This is a genomic window from Bacillus sp. SRL543 (assembly GCF_984799205.1).
Window position 1 is genome coordinate 1,556,247 of sequence record NZ_OZ481794.1, and the last position, 21,102, is coordinate 1,577,348.

23 protein-coding genes are annotated in these 21,102 nt (G+C 48.3%); 21 read left to right on the top strand and 2 right to left on the bottom strand.

Going from position 1 to position 21,102, the window contains the following annotated elements; all coding sequences use genetic code 11:
* Positions 1 to 371: 371 nt before the first annotated feature.
* Complete coding sequence (locus tag AC4E8B_RS07915; protein ID WP_490218030.1) at positions 372 to 869, bottom strand: CotY/CotZ family spore coat protein; 498 nt, start codon at positions 867 to 869, stop codon at positions 372 to 374.
* A gap of 172 nt (positions 870 to 1,041) precedes the next feature.
* Here AC4E8B_RS07915 and AC4E8B_RS07920 point away from each other — a divergent pair, with 172 nt between their 5' ends.
* The 20 genes from AC4E8B_RS07920 to spoVIF all read left to right on the top strand — a co-directional run bounded on the left by AC4E8B_RS07920 (position 1,042) and on the right by spoVIF (position 18,221).
* Positions 1,042 to 1,377, top strand: a complete 336-nt coding sequence (locus tag AC4E8B_RS07920; RefSeq protein ID WP_490219570.1) for a DUF1360 domain-containing protein — start codon at positions 1,042 to 1,044, stop codon at positions 1,375 to 1,377.
* A gap of 599 nt (positions 1,378 to 1,976) precedes the next feature.
* On the top strand, positions 1,977 to 2,444 hold the full coding sequence (locus AC4E8B_RS07925) for a YhcN/YlaJ family sporulation lipoprotein (RefSeq protein WP_490218031.1): 468 nt from the start codon (positions 1,977 to 1,979) through the stop codon (positions 2,442 to 2,444).
* A gap of 15 nt (positions 2,445 to 2,459) precedes the next feature.
* On the top strand, positions 2,460 to 2,930 hold the full coding sequence (gene spoVAC, locus AC4E8B_RS07930; protein WP_490218032.1) for a stage V sporulation protein AC: 471 nt from the start codon (positions 2,460 to 2,462) through the stop codon (positions 2,928 to 2,930).
* The gene (gene spoVAD / locus AC4E8B_RS07935) at positions 2,931 to 3,947 is read left to right on the top strand and encodes a stage V sporulation protein AD (RefSeq protein WP_490218033.1); all 1,017 of its coding nucleotides are present in this window, start codon (positions 2,931 to 2,933) and stop codon (positions 3,945 to 3,947) included. It abuts the gene before it with no gap.
* Between the two features lie 34 nt (positions 3,948 to 3,981).
* Positions 3,982 to 4,338 carry a stage V sporulation protein AE gene (spoVAE, locus tag AC4E8B_RS07940; protein WP_490218034.1) on the top strand — a complete coding sequence of 119 codons (357 nt, stop codon included), beginning with the start codon at positions 3,982 to 3,984 and terminating at the stop codon, positions 4,336 to 4,338.
* Positions 4,339 to 4,417: 79 nt separating this feature from the next.
* A complete protein-coding gene (locus AC4E8B_RS07945) occupies positions 4,418 to 5,122 on the top strand; it encodes a DUF421 domain-containing protein (RefSeq protein ID WP_490218035.1) in 705 nt (234 codons plus the stop codon).
* A gap of 83 nt (positions 5,123 to 5,205) precedes the next feature.
* Positions 5,206 to 5,340 carry a YjcZ family sporulation protein gene (locus AC4E8B_RS07950; protein WP_490218036.1) on the top strand — a complete coding sequence of 45 codons (135 nt, stop codon included), beginning with the start codon at positions 5,206 to 5,208 and terminating at the stop codon, positions 5,338 to 5,340.
* Between the two features lie 319 nt (positions 5,341 to 5,659).
* A complete protein-coding gene (locus tag AC4E8B_RS07955; RefSeq protein WP_490218037.1) occupies positions 5,660 to 6,868 on the top strand; it encodes an acyl-CoA dehydrogenase family protein in 1,209 nt (402 codons plus the stop codon).
* Between the two features lie 20 nt (positions 6,869 to 6,888).
* Positions 6,889 to 7,662: an SDR family oxidoreductase gene (locus tag AC4E8B_RS07960; protein ID WP_490218038.1), complete on the top strand. Its 774-nt coding sequence runs from the start codon at positions 6,889 to 6,891 to the stop codon at positions 7,660 to 7,662.
* A gap of 106 nt (positions 7,663 to 7,768) precedes the next feature.
* Positions 7,769 to 9,385 (top strand): long-chain-fatty-acid--CoA ligase, encoded by a 1,617-nt coding sequence (locus AC4E8B_RS07965; protein ID WP_490218039.1) that lies wholly within the window; start codon positions 7,769 to 7,771, stop codon positions 9,383 to 9,385.
* Positions 9,386 to 9,507: 122 nt separating this feature from the next.
* Positions 9,508 to 10,071, top strand: a complete 564-nt coding sequence (locus AC4E8B_RS07970; RefSeq protein WP_490218040.1) for a TetR/AcrR family transcriptional regulator — start codon at positions 9,508 to 9,510, stop codon at positions 10,069 to 10,071.
* A gap of 67 nt (positions 10,072 to 10,138) precedes the next feature.
* Positions 10,139 to 11,026, top strand: a complete 888-nt coding sequence (locus AC4E8B_RS07975) for a 3-hydroxyacyl-CoA dehydrogenase family protein (RefSeq protein ID WP_490218041.1) — start codon at positions 10,139 to 10,141, stop codon at positions 11,024 to 11,026.
* Positions 11,026 to 11,805 carry an enoyl-CoA hydratase gene (locus AC4E8B_RS07980; protein WP_490218042.1) on the top strand — a complete coding sequence of 260 codons (780 nt, stop codon included), beginning with the start codon at positions 11,026 to 11,028 and terminating at the stop codon, positions 11,803 to 11,805. Before AC4E8B_RS07975 ends, AC4E8B_RS07980 begins: the two co-directional genes overlap by 1 nt.
* Positions 11,806 to 11,818: 13 nt before the next feature.
* Entirely contained in the window at positions 11,819 to 12,235 is a 417-nt protein-coding gene (locus AC4E8B_RS07985) for an acyl-CoA thioesterase (protein ID WP_490218043.1), read from the top strand.
* 18 nt (positions 12,236 to 12,253) lie between these two features.
* A complete protein-coding gene (locus AC4E8B_RS07990) occupies positions 12,254 to 13,321 on the top strand; it encodes a phosphotransferase family protein (protein ID WP_490218044.1) in 1,068 nt (355 codons plus the stop codon).
* 36 nt (positions 13,322 to 13,357) lie between these two features.
* The gene (locus AC4E8B_RS07995) at positions 13,358 to 14,101 is read left to right on the top strand and encodes a 2-phosphosulfolactate phosphatase (RefSeq protein ID WP_490218045.1); all 744 of its coding nucleotides are present in this window, start codon (positions 13,358 to 13,360) and stop codon (positions 14,099 to 14,101) included.
* A 124-nt stretch (positions 14,102 to 14,225) separates the two neighbouring features.
* Positions 14,226 to 15,992, top strand: coding sequence for an acyl-CoA dehydrogenase FadE (locus AC4E8B_RS08000; RefSeq protein ID WP_490218046.1), 1,767 nt, complete (start codon positions 14,226 to 14,228; stop codon positions 15,990 to 15,992).
* Positions 15,993 to 16,098: 106 nt separating this feature from the next.
* A complete protein-coding gene (locus AC4E8B_RS08005) occupies positions 16,099 to 16,878 on the top strand; it encodes an enoyl-CoA hydratase/isomerase family protein (protein WP_490218047.1) in 780 nt (259 codons plus the stop codon).
* A gap of 11 nt (positions 16,879 to 16,889) precedes the next feature.
* Complete coding sequence (locus AC4E8B_RS08010) at positions 16,890 to 17,861, top strand: quinone oxidoreductase family protein (protein ID WP_490218048.1); 972 nt, start codon at positions 16,890 to 16,892, stop codon at positions 17,859 to 17,861.
* A gap of 105 nt (positions 17,862 to 17,966) precedes the next feature.
* A complete protein-coding gene (gene spoVIF, locus AC4E8B_RS08015; protein WP_490218049.1) occupies positions 17,967 to 18,221 on the top strand; it encodes a sporulation-specific transcription regulator SpoVIF in 255 nt (84 codons plus the stop codon).
* A 54-nt stretch (positions 18,222 to 18,275) separates the two neighbouring features.
* Here the strand turns inward: spoVIF and AC4E8B_RS08020 are convergent, their stop codons facing one another.
* Positions 18,276 to 20,561 carry a UvrD-helicase domain-containing protein gene (locus AC4E8B_RS08020; RefSeq protein ID WP_490218050.1) on the bottom strand — a complete coding sequence of 762 codons (2,286 nt, stop codon included), beginning with the start codon at positions 20,559 to 20,561 and terminating at the stop codon, positions 18,276 to 18,278.
* Positions 20,562 to 20,816: 255 nt separating this feature from the next.
* Here AC4E8B_RS08020 and AC4E8B_RS08025 point away from each other — a divergent pair, with 255 nt between their 5' ends.
* Positions 20,817 to 21,098 (top strand): hypothetical protein, encoded by a 282-nt coding sequence (locus AC4E8B_RS08025; protein ID WP_490218051.1) that lies wholly within the window; start codon positions 20,817 to 20,819, stop codon positions 21,096 to 21,098.
* The last annotated feature ends 4 nt before the right edge of the window (positions 21,099 to 21,102 follow it).

Consider the following 21,102-nt stretch of genomic DNA (forward strand, 5'->3'; position numbering starts at 1 on the left):
TTTCTGCATTGTCCAGCTCCAGGCGCTAGCCCCTCGAGGTCTTAAGCCACCTAAGAACCGAAGGCAAAGAACGCCTTCAATTCTTAGGCGTCTTAAGCTTGTCGGGGCTGAACAAGCGCCTTCCGCATTTCTGCATTGTCCAGCTCCAGGCGCTAGCCCCTCGAGGTCTTAAGCCACCTAAGAACCGAAGGCAAAGAACGCCTTCAATTCCAAAGCGCCTTATGCTTTTCGCACCTGTACAGTCGCCTCCGCATTTCTACACAAAAACAAGCGGTTCGCCGGTTATAGCCGGCGAACGCCAAGTGATTGACTTGCCTGACTTATGCAAAGAAGGTTCTAACTCAGATGGGCCATTAGGAATGGCCAGGATGCTAGTCACAGATGTCTAGGTTGACATCGGCGATGCACTGCACAGCACAGAAGCATTTCAGATCGACTGTGATGCAGTCATTCGTCTTAACAAAGCGGTCTACCTGGCAGACCTTTTTGAGGTCGATGCAGCAGTCTTCTGTCAGATCTACTGTATCATAGCCGTCATGTGTTCTTTTTTGCGGTTCAAGGACGCGGAGCACTGCGCAGCAGTTATCAAAAATATCTTCTACACGGAAGAAGATGGATACGCAAGAGCAGTCGTTGCCTCTGAAGAAAGCATGGAATGGTGACCCGTCAGCTGTTTTCAGGACAAAAACGCGTGTATCGGCATTTTGCCTTTTAGACGGAGAAACCAGTGTCCCAAGCGGCTCCAGGAAACAATTCGTCGGGCACTCGCATACATCTTCGGCATTATCTTGAATATCTTTTATCGCACGAACCACTTCGCAGACACAGCTGTTTGAGCTTAAAACATTGTCTTTTTTTCCACAACCCATTATCTTTTCCTCCTTTGTTTCTTGTGATACTACACTAATAACATATTGCCGAAAGGGCTTATGGGTTACGGACAAACGCCTTGTTTCTGAAAATTAGGCAGTTTTTTTTCTGAGGTGCATAAAGTATAGTACTGCATTTGCTTAAGGAAAAATGAAGAAGAGGGGATACATGATGTTCATATCATTATGGGAATTCACTGTGCTGGCATTTGCCGCTTTCCGGCTGACAAGGCTTATTGTATTTGATTCGATCACTGAATTCTTCAGGCAGATTTTTTTGGAAGAGGCCGAGGAAAAAGGGGAAATTTATTATGTGACGAGGCCGGGTTTCATCAGAGGTTTTATCGGCGAGCTTATCAGCTGTTATTGGTGCACAGGTGTATGGGCCGCAGCGTTGCTTTATCTGAGTTATCTTTATTTCCCAATGGCGGCTGTCCCTGTCATTTTCGTCCTGGCCATCGCCGGTGCTGCTGCTTTAATTGAATCTGTCATACAGCGGCTTATCTGACATTCCTGGACAATGGCACTATGCCGGCACAGGGTTTGGTTTTCGTGCATAAAATACTCTGTGATTCAAATTAGAATAATGGAGGGCATCCTTATGTTAAATGCTGATAAATCGGTGCACGGGACAGCGCCTCGTCCTGCAAAAAGGAAAAAAAAGAAAAAGGGCTGCAATTGCGGTAAAAAGAAAGGGAACAGCTGAACAAGAAGGCAAAAGATGCCCATTCAAAAGCCGCAAACTGCGGCTTTTTTATTTTTTATGAATCCACAAATTGTCAGTCTTATGGATAATTATCAATTCTTGATCAGCGTCCAGCTTTTTCTCCTGCCCCCGCTACGTCACAAGCCAAACCTCCCAAGATGGGCAAAGAACGCCTTTCCGGGAGGTTCTTCTTGAGGCCCCAAAGAAGGGGGTCATGCAGACGTTGCCACAGGACGTGGCGTTATTAGTTGCGATTCTTAAGGGTGATCAAGGCGCTTACGCTCTTGCTTTTTCCAATTTTTACAAGAATATTTTATTCATAAATTGCCTGTGCCGCGAAGAAAATATAAGAGCGAATAAATTTATTTACATAGGAAGGATAGCTTATGAACAGTAAACAGATGTTTAGAAAGTCAATGATCATCATAGCGGCCATCCTTTATGTGAGCGGCTGCAGCAGCGAACAGAAAACAGCTGAAAGCCGCCTGGCATTGATAAAAACGACTAATCCGCAGCCTTTGCTTCTTGATGATCAAGAGGGGAGAAAGAATTTAGCCCCTAAAGTGGAAAAAGAAATTGAAGCGATAAAAGAGGTGTACGATGTTGCGGTCGTTGCTGGTGAGAAGGAGGTCCTTGTAGCCTATAAGGTAAAGCATCTTCAGCGTTTTCGCATGAAAAAAATTGAAAAGAGGATCAATAAGCTCCTGGAGGAAAAGTTTCCCAAAGAAGATTTCATCGTTTCCAGCGACTATAAGATTTTTCTTGAAGCTGTTGAGTTAAAGGAACAGCTGGAGGATCCGGATTTCACACGTAAAAAAGCCAAGGAAAAGCTTGAGAAAATAATCAATATGAAAAAAGAGCTCACATAGAAAGGGGCGAAGCAAGTGGCAAAATCCAGCAAAACACCTGAGCAGAAAAAATACGAAAAGCTTGAGCAAAAGCATGAAACAAAGCGCCCTGTACTAAAAAACTGCCTGAAGGCGTTTTGGGTAGGCGGCGTAATCTGTCTGATTGGCCAGGCCATCACTTATTTTTATATTTATTTCTTTGACTTTACAGAACAGACAGCAGGGAATCCTACAGTCGCCACCATGATCTTCATATCCATGCTGCTGACAGGATTCGGGGTTTATGACCACATCGGCCAATATGCCGGAGCTGGGTCGGCTGTGCCGGTTACAGGCTTTGGGAATGCAGTCATCTCTGCCGCCATAGAGCACCGGACAGAAGGGTTCGTGCTGGGGGTCGGAGGAAATATGTTCAAGCTGGCCGGGTCTGTTATCTTATTTGGAGTTTTTTCCGCTTTTGTCGTGGCTCTTGTCAAAACACTATTAATTATGTGGGGGGTGGTGTAAATGCTGAAAGGTAAACAGTCATGGGTTTTTCAGAACCGCCCTGTCATTCTCTCGACAGGCGTGTCAGGGGGTCCCTTTGAAGCAAAAGGCAATTTGGCTGAGGACTTCGATATCCTACACGAAGACCTGTGGATGGGGGAGGAGTCATATGAAAAAGCGCACAGGGTCCTCATGGAGGAGGCAGCCAAGACAGCTATGCAAAAAGGTTCTGTACAGAAAGATGATGTACAGTTTTTTATTGCCGGAGACCTGATTAACCAGATTACTCCCAGCAGCCTTGCAGCAAGGACTATCCAGCTCCCGTATTTCGGCGTTTTCGGAGCATGTTCAACTTCAATGGAGGGCTTGGCACTGTCTGCTTTCATTATTAATTACGGAGGGGCAAAGAAAATCATTACCGGAGCTTCAAGCCATAACTCTGCCGTAGAAAAGCAGTTCCGGTATCCAACTGAATATGGAGGCCAGAAGCCGCCTACTGCCCAATGGACCGTGACCGGCGGTGGGGCGGCGCTTGTGGGTGAAAATACAGGGCAGAAGGATCTGCCGGCTGCCGTTTCTGCTACGATCGGAAAAGTCATCGATATGGGACTGGCAGATCCCTTTAATATGGGAGGGGCCATGGCTCCCGCTGCCGCTGACACGATTTCTGCCCACTTCAGGGATATGGAGATAGAACCTTCCTATTATGACCTGATTGTCACTGGGGACCTTGGAAAAATCGGGAGGGAAACACTCCTTGAGCTTCTGCAAAATGATGGGCTTGAAATTGATGAAAGTAAATTTGCAGACTGCGGCCTTTTAATCTACAAAGACAGTCAGCCAGTACAGTCAGGGGGAAGCGGGGCCGGGTGTTCAGCTTCCGTACTATACGGGCATCTATTAAACAGGATGAAGCAGGGAGAATTGAAAAGGATTCTTGTAGTGGCAACTGGTGCACTTCTTTCCCCGCTGACTTTTCAGCAAAAAGAAAGCATCCCCTGCATTGCCCATGCAGTAGCGATTGAAATGATCCAGTGATGGAGAAACGGGCGTATAGAAAGGAGAATTGTGCATGCTTGCAATGTTTTTTTGGGCATTTGTAGTAGGAGGGATCATTTGCGTGATCGGACAGCTTTTGCTGGACGTAGGCAAGCTGACTCCAGGCCATACTTTAAGCTTATTTGTCGTCATTGGGGCGGTAATGGATGGCCTGGGCATTTATGAGCCTTTTGCTGACTTTGCCGGCGCAGGTGCCACCATCCCGATTACAAGCTTTGGGAACTCCCTGGTCCATGGAGCCCTCCAGGAGGCGGAGCAGCACGGCCTTGTTGGGGTGCTGACGGGGATGTTCGAAGTGACAAGCTCTGGTATATCTGCTGCTATTGTATTCGGCTTTATCGGCGCTTTGCTGTTCAAGCCCAAAGGATAAGCCCGGATCCGCAAGGGGAAATCGGAAAGAAAGGTGCCGTGGAGCTGCCATTTAAGGTTAATAGGAGGAGGCTGGCAGGGTGCCGGATTATGGAGCTGCAATTATCAGATCGGTTTTGATCATCATCGCTCTATTTTTTATTACAAAAGTGCTCGGAAAGAAACAGCTCTCTTCTTTATCATTTTATGAGTATATTGTCGGGATAACCATCGGCGATATCGCAGGCAGCATCTCGATGGATCCAAGGCTCAGCCTGGCATCCAGCCTCCCGGCGCTCCTTATTTGGTCCGCTACCCCGCTGATTGTATCGCTTTTGTCCCTCCATTTTCCTAAATTCCGGGGAGCTGTGGAAGGAAAAGCTACTGAATTCATTAAAAATGGCAGTCTGCTGAAGGAAAAGGTGAAAAAGGAAAAGTATACGATGGATGAGCTTCAGGAGCAGCTGAGGCTGAAGAGTATTTTCAGGCCTGAAGATGTCGAGTTTGCCCAGCTTGAAACAAATGGGCAGATCAGTGTTCTTCTGAAGAAAGAAAAGCAGCCTGTCGTCTATGAAGATCTTGAACGCCTTCGGCAGGAATTCCATGGGCCGGAGGGAAATGTCATTAGCGGACAGGATATGGCTGCAGTAAATATACTGGCTTACATCACGAAGTGGCAGGAACAATTTGAACGATTTTCTGCAGACGCCCCCCAGTTTTCTGAAGCATATAGACAGTTTTCTTCAGAAATGGAAACGTTCCGCAAACAGATCCAGCCTTTTTTGAAAATCCCAAAAGAAAATTAACTGCAATAATGGGAGCTTGCCCACACAACTTCGCTCATTTCTCATATGTTATAAGTGAGTAAAGACAAAGTGAGGTGACTTTGATGGGCTACGGATATGGCGGATGCGGCTACGGCGGCGGCGGTGGCGGCGGCTATTACGGAGGCGGTTCAACTTTCGTATTAATCGTTGTACTGTTCATTTTGTTGATTGTTGTTGGAGCTAGCTTCTATAACTAAAACGAAGAAGAAGGGCTGCCGCTGGGCAGTTCTTTTTTTCGTTTAAGAAAGTATCGTCCAGCAGCTGCGCCTGCCCCCTCGAGGTCACATACCTTTCCTGCAAAAGCTATAGAACACTTTTTGCTGAGGACTGTTTAAGCCCACCGGAAGCTGGTCGTGATGACGCTTCCACAGGACGCGGCGTTCTTAGTTTGCGTTCATTTGTGAGCTATTCCGGGTAAAAGACAGAATCTTTAGAACAATAGTTGAATAATTCCCAAAAAAGAGTATACTATTTTACATACCGACCGGTTAGTAAGTTATGGGAGGAGCACTCAAGATGGATTTTTCTTATTCTGACAAAGTCAGGGAACTGCAGGAAAAGCTTACAGAATTCATGGAAAGGCATGTATATCCTGCTGAACATGTGTATGAACAGCAGCTCAATGAGCAGGATTCGCGCTGGAGCCGGGTACCGCCAATTATGGAAGAATTGAAGGCGAAGGCGAAGGCGGAGGGGCTGTGGAATTTATTTCTTCCGGAAAGTGACTTTGGGGCAGGCCTGTCAAATCTGGAATATGCCCCGCTATGCGAAATCATGGGCAGATCCCTGATTGGCCCGGAGGTGTTTAACTGCAGCGCCCCTGACACAGGGAATATGGAGGTCCTGGTCAGATACGGGACCGATGAACAAAAAGCCAAATGGCTGTACCCCCTCTTGGCAGGTGAAATAAGATCATGCTTTTCAATGACCGAACCTGGGACTGCCTCCTCTGATGCGACCAACATCGAGGCAAGCATCGAGCGGGATGGGGAAGATTATGTTATAAACGGCAGGAAGTGGTGGTCTTCGGGTGCTGGGGATCCAAGGTGCAGGGTGGCAATCGTGATGGGGAAAACCGACAAAGCTGCCGAGCGCCACCAGCAGCAGTCCATGATCCTTGTGCCGCTGGACTCCCCGGGCGTTTCGATTGAACGCATGCTCCCTGTATTCGGCTATGACCATGCCCCGCACGGGCACGCAGAGATTACATACAAAAACGTCAGGGTGCCAAAAGAAAATATCATCTGGGGGGAAGGGAAAGGATTTGCCATCGCCCAGGGCAGGCTCGGCCCGGGAAGGATCCATCATTGCATGAGGCTGATCGGGGCGGCTGAGCGGGCGCTTGAAATCATGTGCAGGCGTGTACAGACGAGGACTGCATTCGGAAAGCCGCTGGCAAGGCAAGGGGTGATTGGCGAATGGATTGCAGACTCCCGGATCGAGATTGAACAGGCCAGGCTGCTGACGCTTAAAGCTGCTTATATGATGGATACAGTCGGGAACAAAGAGGCAAAAGCAGAAATTGCGATGATAAAGGTCACAGCTCCCTCGATGGCACTCCGGGTTTTGGACAGAAGCATCCAGGCTATGGGAGGAGCGGGCGTTTCCGATGATTACCCGCTGGCTGCACAATGGGCCAATGCCAGGACATTGAGGCTGGCAGACGGTCCCGATGAAGTCCACAGGGCTCAGGTCGCAAAATTGGAAATGAGGAAGCATCAATAATTAACTGGGGGTTTTAGAACATGAATGTGATGGAACTTTTTGAACTGAAAGGAAAAACAGCGATTGTCACCGGCGGCGGGAGGGGGCTCGGCGCCCAGATTGCAGAAGGGCTAGCAGAAGCTGGTGCCAATATCGTCATCTGTTCACGAAAGCTTGAAGCCTGCAGGGAAACTGCGGCCCGCATTGAAAGCCTCGGAGTCAGGGCGCTGGCCCTGCAGTGCGATATATCCAGCCCCGAAGAGGTGCAGCAGACAGTGGACAGAACAATGGAGGAGTTTGGCTCAATCGATATACTGGTCAATAATTCCGGTGCAACCTGGGGGGCGCCTGCCGCAGAAATGCCTCTTGAAGCATGGAAGAAGGTAATCGATGTCAATGTGACCGGAACTTTTCTGATGAGCCAGGCGGCAGGGAAAGTGATGATAAAGCAGAAGAGCGGAAAAATCATCAATATTGCCTCAGTTGCAGGCCTCGGAGGGACAGATCCGCGCGTCATGGATACGCTCGGCTATAATACGAGCAAAGGGGCAGTCATTACGATGACAAAGGATCTGGCGGTGAAATGGGGCAAATACAATATCAATGTCAACAGCATCGCTCCCGGCTTTTTCCCTACAAAAATGTCACAGGCCATCATTGAACACGGAAAAGATCCTATCCTTGATGCTACACCACTTAAGCGCTTCGGCACTGACCAGGATTTGAAGGGGGCGGCCCTGTTCCTGGCATCGGAGGCATCCAGCTATGTCACAGGCAATGTCCTGGTTGTAGATGGGGGCACCCACGCAATGTAGCAGAAGGATGTGTCTGATTCTCCGGCTGCCGACAATATTGTAAGCCTTTTCATTTTCTTTTGGTATTCCGCTATTAAACTATGCTTTTAATACAGGAGGTATAAAGATGAGCACAAAGAACTGGCTTGCCCATTATCCGTATTCAGCTGCAAAAGAAGTGGAAATCCCTGATATTACTCTGCCGAAAATGCTGGATGATACGGCAGAACAATATCCGGAGCATATCGCATTGTCTTTTTATGGAAAGAAGATTACCTACAAGGAACTAGGGCAGCACGTCAGGCTATTCGCTGCATCCCTGCAGGAGAGCGGGCTTGAGAAAGGCGGGCGGGTTGCAGTCATGCTCCCGAATTGCCCGCAATATGTTATCTCCTACTACGGCATCCTTGCCGCCGGAGGGATCGTCACCCAAGTGAACCCGATGAGTGTGGAAAGAGAAATTGAATATATTTTAAATGATTCTGGTGCAGAAAGGATGATTGTCCTTGATGCTTTTTATCCAAAAGCCAGCAGTGTCCGCAGCAGCACGCCCCTTAAAGAAATCATAGCAGTAAGCCTCCAGCCGTCCGCCGTGGATTATGGCGAAGACAGCACCTTTGAAAGCTTCCTGCAGCGGGGCAAAGGAAATTTTGCACCGGTGATGATGGAGCCGGAGCATGATACAGCCGTCCTTCAATATACAGGGGGAACGACAGGCCGGTCCAAAGGGGCCATGCTGACCCACAGGAATATTATCGCCAATGTGGTGCAGTCTTACGAGTTCTTCAAGCAGACTATTGATATCGGTGAAGAACGCTATCTGACTGTCATCCCGCTGTTCCATGTGTTTGGCATGACTTCCTGCATGAATCTCTCAATCTATACGGCTTCGGAATCCATCATGCTGCCCAGATTTGAGCTGGAAGAGGTGCTGGAAACGATTAAAAACGAGCAGCCTACAGTCTTCCCAGGTGTTCCGACGATGTACGGAGCTATTACAAACCATCCCCGGGCAGAGGAATACGGGATTGACAGCATCGAGGTCTGCAACAGCGGAAGCGCCCCTATGCCGGTCGAGGTGCTGAAGGAGTTTGAAAGAAAGACAGGCGCTGTCATACTGGAGGGCTACGGGCTTTCTGAAGCTTCTCCTACCACCCATTGCAATCCGGTATTTGCTGGCCGTAAAGCAGGGAGCGTCGGCATCGGGTTTCCTTCAACCGACTATAAGATAGTGGATTTGGCATCAGGAAGCGAAGAAGTCCCTGCCGGTGAGCTAGGCGAAGTAATCATAAAGGGGCCGCAGGTTATGAAGGGCTATTGGAATATGCCTGAGGAGACCGCGCATGCCCTCCGCGACGGATGGCTCTATACAGGGGATATTGCGAGGGTGGATGAAGAAGGCTATCTCTATATTGTCGACCGGAAAAAAGATATGATCATCGCGAGCGGCTATAACATCTATCCCCGCGATATTGAAGAAGTGCTCTATGAGCACCCTTCTGTCCAGGAAGCAGTGGTGATCGGAGTTCCCGACGCTTACAGGGGAGAAAACGTCAAAGCGGTCATCGTGCTTAAATCGGGCAAGCTGGCCGACGAGAAGGAAATCATTGAATTCTGCCGCGCCAATATGGCCGCCTATAAGGTGCCGGGCATGGTCGAATTCCGGGACGCGCTCCCGAAAACAAGTGTAGGAAAAATCCTCCGGAGAGCTCTGCGCGAGGAAGGCGGAACAGGCAGGCGCTAGGATCAGGGCTAGCACCCGCCGGGGCATCGGACATTAGGCATTCCTATAGGCATTCCATAGAAAGGAAAATCCATTTCATGGTATAATCCTTGGCGATATTCAAAGATTGAGAGGACATCATTATGAAGGAAAAAATAACAGAACAAAGCATCCGCTTATTTGACAAAAAAGGATTCAGCGAGACATCAATCCAGGATATAGTCGATTCAATTGGAGTGACCAAAGGAACCTTTTATTATTATTTTTCAAGCAAAGAAGAACTGCTGATGGATATACATCTCCGTTATATAGATGACCTTCTTTCACAGCAGGAAATTATCCTCGGGAACAGCGCCACAGACTGTAAAGGGAAATTGTATGATGTAGTCGCCATGCTGATCGGCAGCATCGAAAACCAGGGGGCAAGCGCCAAAGTGTTCTTCAGGGAAATCAGAAATTTGAGTGAAGAGAGACTTGGTCAGATCATTCCGAAGCGGGACCGGTTCAGGACCAATATTGAAGCACTGATAGCAGAAGGCATCAGGACCGGGGAGTTCAGGGAGGACCTTAACGCTCCCATCATTACATTCGGCATTCTCGGCGCCGCAAACTGGAGCTACCAATGGTTCAATCCGAAAGGAAGCGTCCCGGACCATGAAGTGGCGCATATTTTCACAGATATGATTCTGAATGGAATCATTAAGTGAAGTCTGCCTTTCTCCTGGAAAACGGGATGCAATACCTGGCAGTTTAATAGTGATACTAAAGGAGGAAATGCTGATGGCTTTGACAGTCAGAAATATTACTGTGGTTGGCGCAGGGCAAATGGGCCACCAAATTGCTATGCTGTGCGCATTGGGAGGTTTTGAGACCACCCTGCATGACATGAAGGAAGAAGCATTAGAGCAGGCACAGGAAAAACTTCGCGGAATTATGAATAAATGGGCAGCAAAAGGTAAACTCCCGCCAGAACAAATAGAAGCCGCATTCAGCAGGCTCCGCTGCACATCTGATTTTGGGGAAGCTGTCAAGTCTGCCGATTTTGTCATTGAGGCGGTTGTGGAAAAGCTGGAGGCCAAAAGGGAAGTGTTTTCAAAACTTGAAGAATGTGCGCCCACCCATGCCATATTTGCGACGAACAGCTCGACCATTGTCAACAGCCTGCTGGCCGATGCGGCAGACAGGCCCGAAAAGACAGTCAATATGCATTTCTTCTTCCCGCCTCTTGTCATGGACTGTGTAGAAGTGGTGATGAGCAGCCGGACTTCTGAAGAAACAGCCGAGACTGCGATGGAAGTCTGCAAGGCGATCAACCGGACAGCTGTCCTCCTGAAAAAAGAGATTTCCGGGTTTGTGGCCAACCGTATTCTTGGAGCGCTGCAGCGGGAAGCGGTCCAATTATATGAACAGGGCATTGCAGACTACAAGGATATAGACATCATTTGCAGAAAGGCGCTTAACCATCCAATCGGCCCCTTTGAACTGATGGACTTATCAGGTATTGATGTCGGCTATTATGTGATGGAGCAGCGTTACGCTGAAACCGGGGATCCCCTAGATAAGCCTGCCGCCTGTATAGCAGAAAAAGTGAAAGAAGGCAACTTGGGCAGAAAGACAGGAAAAGGCTGGTACGAGTATAACAAAGAGGGAGCGGTGCGCTGATGGGAAATTATGTGGATATTCATATAGAAGAAAAGATTGCGGTTTTGACAATCAATAATCCCCCGCTCAATGTGCTGGGCAAGAAAGTTTTCCAGGAGCTGGGGGAAGCATTTGAATCGCTCAGAACCAATGACGAAGCAGTTGCTGTCCTTATAACGGGGGCAGGGAACAAGGCCTTTGTTGCAGGAGCGGATATTAAGGAATTTCCTGAGATGATGAGCAATCCCCGTATGATCGAAGAGGTAATGGCGACTCATGAAGTGCTGAACAGCATAGACCGGTTTCCAAAGCCTACTATCGCTGTACTGAACGGCCTTACATTCGGGGGCGGATGCGAGCTTGCCCTTGCGTGTGATATCAGGATAGCGGAAGCGCATGCCCAAATCGGCCTCCCGGAAATAAAGCTCGGCCTGTTTCCCGGCGGCGGCGGCACACAGAGGCTGCCACGGCTGGTTGGTGAAGCAAAGGCCAAGGAACTGATGTACACAGGAGAGCCTATCACGGCAGAAGAGGCAGCAAGGGCCGGCCTCGTCAATAAAGTTGCTGCTTCCGGGGAAGGCATGAAAACCGCAAGGGAGCTTGCAGCCAAGATAGCAGGCCATTCGCTTCAGGCCCTTTCCAGAATCAAGCAGGCGGTGGATGAAGGTCTTGACAGAACTTTAGAAGACGGCGTTAAGCTTGAAGCCCGCCTGTTTGAAGAGGTTTTCCGCACGGAGGATATACAAGAAGGTGTAAAGGCCTTCATTGAAAAAAGAAAAGCGGAATTCAAGCACCGCTAAGGGAGGATGCCGCATGCAGGAAACGCAGGTAAAAGTCCGGTTTTGTGAAACAGATGCCCTTGGCCATGTGAATAATACAAGCTACTTCATTTATTTGGAGGAAGCCCGGATCGAATTTTTCGAATCGCTCGGCTATACCATGGATACCAAAGAATGGAGCTTTATCCTTGCTTCCACGAAATGTGATTTCCTGAATCAGGGCTATTTCAATCAGAAACTGGCCATAACAACATATGTTTCAAAAATAGGGAATAAGAGCTTTCAGCTGGAACATGAAATCCTTTGTGCACAAACAAAGGAAACTATAGCCAAAGGGAATGCTGTCATCGTTTATTTTGATTTTGAAGTGCAGAAGAGCATCTCCTTGCCGGATCAGCTAAGGAAGGGGCTAGAAGGATATCTTTGTGATTCAAATAATTTGAAAATTTAAATAAAGGAGGCGCTGTACATGCCTGCCGGCAAAGACACAATAATCGTAAGAAAAGGGGAAGAGCTGGATTTGGACAGCCTTGCCATATTCCTGGAAAACAAAGTGGATTCATACCCGGGCGGGCCTGTTGAAGTCCGCCAGTTTTCAGCCGGGCATTCCAATTTAACCTACCAGCTGAAATCGGGGGATTGGGAGGCAGTCCTGAGGCGCCCTCCACTCGGCCCGGTGGCTGCCAAAGCCCACGATATGGAACGTGAATTCATCGTTCTGAAGGAATTGAACAGCATGTTCCCTCCCGCCCCTAAGCCATTTATCTATACGGGGGATGAAACCATCATCGGAAGCCCATTTTTCCTGATGGAAAGAAAGAATGGGATTGTATTGGATACAGAATTTCCAGAGCATATCACTCCTTCTGGGGAGGTTTGCCGGCACTTATCACAAGCCATGGTCGACAACCTGTCCGAGCTGCATTCTCTTCCTTACCGGGATACCGGCCTTGAAAAAATCAGCCGTCCGGAAGGGTTCATGGAAAGACAGGTCCACGGATGGATCAGCCGGTATGAGAAAGCAAAGACTGATGAAATCAAAGAGGCGGCTGCGCTCATCAAGTGGCTGTCCGCAAACATCCCTGCCGAGAGCGGCCATAGCATCATTCATTATGATTATAAGCTGAACAACAGCATGTTCGATTATAAACTGGAAACGATGACTGGGCTATTCGACTGGGAAATGTCAACGGTGGGGGACCCGCTTGCCGACCTTGGGGCTGCCATGAGCTATTGGATCCAGGAAGATGATTCGGACATGCTGAAATATGGGCTTGGCAAGCCGCCTGTAACGGCCTTGAGGGGCTTTTATTCACGGAAGGAATTTATGGAAGCGTATGCAAAGCGGAGCGGGAGGGATATAACCGGCATGAACTTTTATCTGACATTCGCTTACTTTAAGCTTGCTGTCATTTGCCAGCAAATCTACTACCGCTATAAAAAAGGGCAGACAGCCGATAAGAGATTTTCACAATTTGATAGCTTTGTCAGAAGCCTTATCCAGCAGAGCTCAAGTATTGCCTATGAAAAAGCATAACAGCAATGCAGGTCAGAACTTCACCGGGAGGCTCATATGGGCAAGATTCATCTGCTGCTGAAAAAGGAAGAAATAGATGAACAGAAATTGGGAGAAGGCAATAAAACCGCTGTTGTGCTGGATATCCTTCTTGCGACTACAAGCATCACTTCCGCTTTAAAGGATGGAGCGTCCAAAGTCATTCCGGCTATAAGCTGTGAAGAAGCGCGAACCTGCATTGACCCGGGTGAATCCGGCGGGCTGCTCCTTGCCGGGGAAGTCAACGCGCGTCCTGTCACTGGCTTTGTTTATCCAAGCCCGAAGTTTCTCAGAGGGCAGGTAAGCGGAAAGACGCTTGTCCTGGCGACTACGAACGGGACGGTTGCCCTTGCAAAGGCACAGGCAGCAAAAAAGGTATATGCTTCGTCCCTGTTAAATAATTTCGCTGTGGCCGAAGCAATCAGCGAAGATGGCGGAGATCCAACCATTATCATCATCTGTGCCGGAAACTCAGGGGAATTCAGCCTTGAGGATTTCTATGGAGCCGGCCATTTAATTGACTGCCTTCAAAATGCAGGAAAGAAGCCTTATCAGCTGACAGACGCAGCGAGGGCTGCCATGCTCTTTTTTCAGTCGAAGCGGGACGATGCTGAGCAAGTGTTAGGCAGTTCCTATGTAGGGTGCCTGCTGGCCCGCCATGGGCTAAGTGAGGAACTTTCTTTTGCGTCCAGTTTAGACAGCGTTCATATAGTCCCAGTCTATGAGAATGGACACATCTCTGCGGCAAAGGTGTTCAAATAGGAAGGCTTACATTTTTAGGCTTTGTTAGTGTTCCATATTGATTTGGGCTTATTTAAGATGTGCTGAAATGAGCCTGAACAACAATGTTTAACACAGCCATTTTAAAAAAAGAGGAGTGAGCAGCATGGCAAAAACAAAGGTTATGGGCTCCGGGTTTCTGTTAACGGAGATTGATGAAGGCCAATTGTTTACACCTGAAGAGTTTACTGACGAACACAAAATGATCGGCACTTCAGCGAGGCAGTTCATTGAGCAGGAAGTGGCCCCTTTAAAAGAAGAAATCGAAAGCCAGGATTTCGGGCTGGTGAAGGGACTGTTGAAGAAAGCCGGTGATCTCGGCTTGCTGGCACACAGCATCCCTGAGCAGTACGGCGGGCTTGGACTGGATAAAATAACCAAAGGGATCGTGGGCGAAAATATCGGCGCCTCCAGCGGCTATGGTGTAGCCCATTCCAATCATACTTGTATTGCCACCCTGCCGATCACATATTTTGGAACAGAAGAGCAAAAAAATAAATATCTGCCTAAGATGGCGTCCGGAGAGTATATCGGCGCCTATTGCCTGACAGAGCCGAATGCAGGATCTGACGCTCTTTCCTCGCAGACCGTGGCGCGCCTCAATGAAGACGGGACGCATTATATTTTAAACGGAACAAAGCTTTATATCACTAACGCCGCATTTTCAGATACCTTCATTGTTTATGCCAAGGTTGATGGAAAGGATTTTACCGCCTTTATCTTAGAAAAGGATTTTCCAGGCCTGGTTCTGGGGCCGGAAGAAAATAAAATGGGCATCAAAGGCTCATCAACCCGGTCTGTCATTTTAGAAGATTGCGAGGTGCCGGCTGAAAATATGCTCGGGGAGCAGGGGAAAGGGCATGTAATCGCCCTTAATGTCCTCAATCTGGGCCGGTTCAATCTCGGGTCGGCCTGTATGGGCGCAGCCAAATACAGCTTGAAGAAAGCAGTTCAATATACACAGGAGCGGAAGCAGTTTGGCAGGAAGATTGCTGATTTTCATGCCACACAAGAAAAAGTGGGAAAAATGGCAGCGAGGATTTATGCCTCAGAATCGATGCAATACAGGACAGCAGGCCTGCTCGAGGATGCGCTTTGCGATGTATGGGACAGCTCTGATTCCCGCCTTGCAGGGAAGAGAATGAGCGAGTATGCGTCAGAGTGTGCTGTCTGCAAAGTATTTGGCTCAGAAACCCTTGATTATGCAGCAGACGAAACATTGCAGCTTTATGGGGGAGCCGGGTTTATAAAAGAATATGGAATCGAACAGATATACAGAGACTCCCGGATCAACCGGATTTTTGAAGGGACTAATGAAATCAACCGGCTTCTCATCCCGGCGGGCTTGTTTAAGAAAGCAGCAAAGGGAGAAGTGGATTTCAGGGAGATGACCGAAGATGCGGCATCAGCCATCCTGAACCCTGCATCTCTTCATGGAGCCATGGCAATGGAGCGGGAGGATGTCTCCCTGATGAGAAATGCGTTTCTGCTTGCAGCTGGCCTGGCCCTGAAGCATCACGGCCAGCGGATTTCGGAGGAGCAGGAAACGCTGATGAGGCTTTCTGATATGGCGATATCTTTGTATGCAGCCGAGTCGGCAGTCTACAGGACATATAAAAGCATCAATGAATCCGGCGAAGAAGCGGCTGCTCCAAAAATTGACCTCGCCAGATCTTATTTGGAAGAGGCGCTGTGGGAATGTGAAAAAGCCTTCCGGACCCTTTCATACGAGCTGGCAGCACGGGAAGATGAAAAAAAACTGGCCTCTGCTGTTGAAACCAGGTTCAGAAGAATTCAGCTGGAAGGCGGAGGCTTCAGCCGAAACCGGAGAATTGCTGAAAGAATCTATGACGCAAACCGCTATGTATGCTAAAAGCTTTAGAAAAAGCCTGGGGAGCCCTGCGTGTAGGCTGGCCGGAAGTGCACGCTGAATGCGGCTTCCCTGTTTCCATTCTTAATAACTGATTGGGGGAAAGAAAATGGATAATGAACATCTGCTGTCTGAAAAAAAAGCTAATGTCTTGCTTTTAACTCTGAACAGGCCTGACAGCCTGAATGCTTTCAGCAGTGAAATGATTACCGGCCTGACAAAAGCATTCCGCCAGGCAGATGAGGATGAGGAAATTAAGGCAATCGTCTTATCCGGCGCAGGCAGGTCTTTCTCTGCAGGCGGAGATGTAAAGACAATGGGGCAGGCGGGACCTGCAGAGATCTATGAACATATCGGAAAGCTCAATGAGTGCATTTTAAGCATTAAATCTTCCAGTAAGCCTGTCATTGCCGCTGTCCATGGATTTGCCGCAGGTGCGGGGTTCAATTTGGCCCTTGCCTGTGATTTGATCATCGCGGCAGAAGACAGCCGCTTTGCGATGAGTTTTTCACAAGTAGGACTTATTTCAGATGGAGGGGGATCATTTTTCCTGCCGCGGCTGGTCGGGCCCCATCTCGCTAAGGAGTTTTTCTTTACTGCTGAAGCCATACCCGCTGACAGGCTGCTGCAGCTGGGAATCGTCAGCAGGATTGTCCCCGGTGCTGAACTGGAAAATGAAGCGGTGATAGTGGCGGAAAAACTTGCATCAGGACCTGTCAAAGCATATGGGATGATGAAGAAGCTGATTGACCGCGCACATGCCGCTACACTTGAGGAGATATTGGAACAAGAACGCCTAATCCAGACGATGATGGCCGGAACAGAAGATCATTCAGAGGGAATTGCCGCATTCAAAGAAAAACGGAAGCCGCGGTTTCAGGGAAAGTGAGGGAGATTTAGATGAAGGCAATCCAGTTAAAGGAATATGGAGGACCTGGTGTCCTGAAGCTCGTTGAATTGGACGTCCCGGAACCAAGGGGGCATGAGGTATTGATTCAAATCCACTCGATTGGCGTGAACTATGCCGATACAGCAAGAAGGGAAGGGCAGTATGTAGTAAAAACCCCGCTCCCCTTTGTTCCTGGTGCGGAAGTGGCAGGAGTGGTCAAGGCAGCTGGTGAAAAGGCGGAAATAGTGCCGGGGACGAGGGTAGTGGCATTGATCGAATCCGGAGGATATTCGGAATTTGCTCTTGCAGACGGCAGGGGGCTTATTCCCATTCCGGAAGAGCTTGATTTCCATGAGGCAGCAGCACTGCCCCTGCAAGGGCTGAGCGCCTATCATATTTTAAAAACAATGGGGAGGCTTCAGGCAGGCGAAACAGTTCTTGTTCATGCGGCCGCTGGAGGCGTAGGAACATTGGCTGTCCAGCTTGCCAAAATATTCGGGGCTGGAAAGATCATTGCGACAGCCAGCTCTGCGCAAAAACTCGGCCTGGCCCGGGATTTGGGGGCTGATGTTCTGGTGGATTATACAGAAGCCGGCTGGGAAGAAAAAGTTATGGAAGCGACAGGCGGAAAAGGGGCTGATCTCGCCCTCGAAATGGCAGGTGGAGAGATATTTGCGGGTACCATGAAGTGTCTGGCGCCATTTGGGAGAGTGGTCGTCTACGGAGTGGCAAGCGGAGAACAATACAGAATGTACCCATCCTCCCTCATGGCCAGAAACCAGTCGGTAATCGGATTCTTTCTTCCGCAGATCATGAAAATGCCGGAACTTCTTCATGCAAGCATGAAGGAACTTCTTGGCTACCTGGCAGAAGGAAAGCTGAAGCTGACGGTCGGCGGGATTTATCCGCTGGGAGAAGCTTCATTTGTCCATGAACAGATGCAGGGAAGAAAAACGAGCGGAAAGCTGATTTTAACGCCCTGAAAGGAGCTGCAGGCAACTTTTAAGGCTTTTCTTCTTATTCATTACACCTTTTCTGCCCTCCTTCATACTATATAAAGTAGTTTAAGAAGGAGGCTTGAATTCAGCATGGATAATGGATTCTTTAAAAATATCGAGAAGAAAACAGGCGTTAACATGAAGGATATTCTGGATCTGGCGAATTCTTTGCAGAATGCAAATTTCAAGGATGAAAAAACAGTCCGCAGCGTAATCCGCAGGGTTTCCCAAATTGCCAACAAACCGGTTCCAAAAGAAACTGAGGATAAAATTGTACAATCCATCGTAGCCGATGGCAAACAGCTGGATTTTAATACAATCAGCAAGATGATAAATAAAAAGTAATCAGCAGAAAAGGACTTGGGGCGAGCCAAGTCCTTCTTTGCCTTCTTAAAAGTTTCAGCTTCTTACCGGCGCAAGAAATCGGGAAGGCTTTGCCTTTTTGCCGCGCCTTTTCTGCGGGACAGATATGAACAGCTCCTCCTGTGCACGTGTAACCGCTACATATAATAGCCTTCTTTCCTCTTCCATCGGGTCAGGATCTCCATTCCTGTATGCTTCAAGGGCGAAATCATGAGGGATGCTCCCGTCAACAGCCCCGATGATATATACAGTCCCATATTCAAGGCCTTTTGACCGGTGGATCGTACTGAGGGTAATGCTATTGTCCCTTATATTGCCAGGCTTTTTCATTTCTTTATTCATGGCCCGCATATGCTCGGCATGTTCAAGAAAGTCCGCTATGCTCTCAAAATTATTTGCAGCAACCTTTAAATCGCGAATATCATCTGAGCCTTTTTCCAGCTTGGAGCCTTCCAGCCCGCGCTTTTTAAGGAAGTCATTGAAACCGAGCTCCTTTTCAATCATATCAATTGCAGCGGCAGGACTCTTATGTTTAATGGAACGAATCGATGGGACGGCCTTTGCCAGCTTTTTTTCCTGAAACGCAAAGCCGGTTTTCACATCAGCAAGGCACTCGAGAAGAGTCCTGTCGGTCAGGATGCTCTCTGCTTTGAGATCCTGCAGCACAGATTGCTTAAGGAAGAGCGCCGGCAGGATATTCTTGATCGATTCCTGGCTATCCTCATCAAGGGACAATCTTAAGAAAGCCAGGAGGGTCCGGACTAAATAACGGTCATAAAATGATTCGGCATCCTGGTCAATCCTGAATGGAAGGCTGGAATTTGCCAGCCTTTCAAAAATAGCCCTCATCCCTGTATGGGTCCTGAACAATATTGCGAAATCACATGGACTCCCGCCCTTGGAAATCTTCTCCTGGATATCGGTCACAATCATCGTTGCTTCTTCTTCCTCATCAAGCGGGAAAAAGAGGAGCGGCTTCCTCGCCTTTGAATACTGGGCCTTCATCTGTTTGTCGCGCCGCTGCTTATTTTTGACAATAATGCTGTTTGCGGCTGAAACGATTTCATGTGCGGACCGGTAATTCTGGTCGAGCACAACGACTCTGGCAGCCGGGAAGTCTTTTTCAAATTCGAGCAGATATCGGGGGTCGCTTCCACGGAATGCATAAATGGACTGATCATCGTCCCCGACTGCACAAACATTATTACTCTTGGCTGAGAGCATCTTGATCAGCTCGTATTGGACTTTATTGATATCCTGGAACTCATCGATAAGGAAATAGCGAAACCGGTTTTGATACGATTCCAGTAGATGGGGGTTCTCTTGAAAAAGCCGATAACATCCGAGAAGCATATCATCAAAATCGAAGAGCCGGTGATTCTCTTTATACTGTTCATAAATCCTGTATAATTCTGTGACTGTTTTATCCCAATCATTTTCAGGCTTTGTGTCATGGGGAAGGATTAGTGAATTCTTCCAGAAGCCGATTTTCTGGAGAGCCAGATCGAAAGCGAAGTCCTTTTCATCGATTTTGAGTTCTTTGGCTGCTCCTTTTAAAATCTGCTCGCGCTGCCATTCTTTTTTCAGCAGCTTTTGAGAGTTCCATCCTTCTCTGTCATGGAAGGACAGGATCCGGTAAAAAATGCTGTGGAAGGTGCCGGCAAGGAGCTGCTGTGCCTGGGCAGCTTTTATGCCGGGATAATCGATCAGCCTTCTTTTCATTTCAGCAGCCGCTTTAGCCGTGAAAGTAACCAGCATGACGGATTTCGGGTCTATATGCAGCTCTTGGAGCATATAAGCAGTACGGGTGGTTAAAACCCTTGTCTTTCCGCTCCCGGCCCCGGCAAGAACAAGCAGGGGCCCGTCAATATGGGATACCGCAGCAGACTGTGCAGCATCCAATTGGAATCCACTGTCTGCGAGTTCCTTTAAGTACCCGCTGCCCGCATTGTTTTTAGAAGGCATATACTGAAAAGGCGCTCCTGTTTTGACAAATGATGCATCCTGGAACACAGAAGGAGGCATTTCAGCAGCCGTGATTGCCCTCGACTTCGGGAGCCTGAACCCGCCGGCGGGAATTTCCGCTGCAGCGGGTTCTGTGTTCTCCTCAATCAATGCCTCCTCTGCATCGCGGCATTCGGCATTAGAATGAAGATGGTAGAAGTAGGGGGAATCCTGTATCCCCAAGTACATCCTCACCCGCTCTCCGCATGCCGGGCAGAAAAGTTTGCCTTTCTTGCCTTCGTCATGAATTTTTTGGAATTCTTCGCGGCTGTAGTTTTCTATATTAATAGTCTGTTGCCGGTATACAGCAGTTTTCATGTAAAGTCATCCCCGTTTTTCTTGTTCATCTAATTATGTATTGAATACCCGTAAACCTGGGTTTCCACCTTGAAAATAATTATTCCATTATTCCATACCCAAAAACATGCCGAAGCCGGCGAAGTCTATCATAACAAAACCAGTCATTTAAAAAAAGGCATATCCACAGTTTATCTCTCTGGCGAAGGGGTATAAAAAGGGAAATATACACTTTCGGCATAGACTGGAAAAAACCTTGAAGTGGAGGATCGGACAATGGGATATATCGTGCCTTTCAATCATTATCAATACAATCAGTACGCTGTGAGGGACTTGGATAAAAAGCAGGATCCATTCCGGCTGTATCCAGTTACAAGGGTGAACAGGGTGGAAAATGACACACAATGGTTCCAGCCGGAGCAGCTGTTTCAATTTTCAAGACCTGCCCAGTCAGGATACCCGGAGGAAAAGCCGGCGAGAAAGGTAAATGAACGTACGGTTGAAAGAGTGTACGGGGACATGACAGGTAAAGGAACACTATTCAGCGAATCTGTTTAATGGA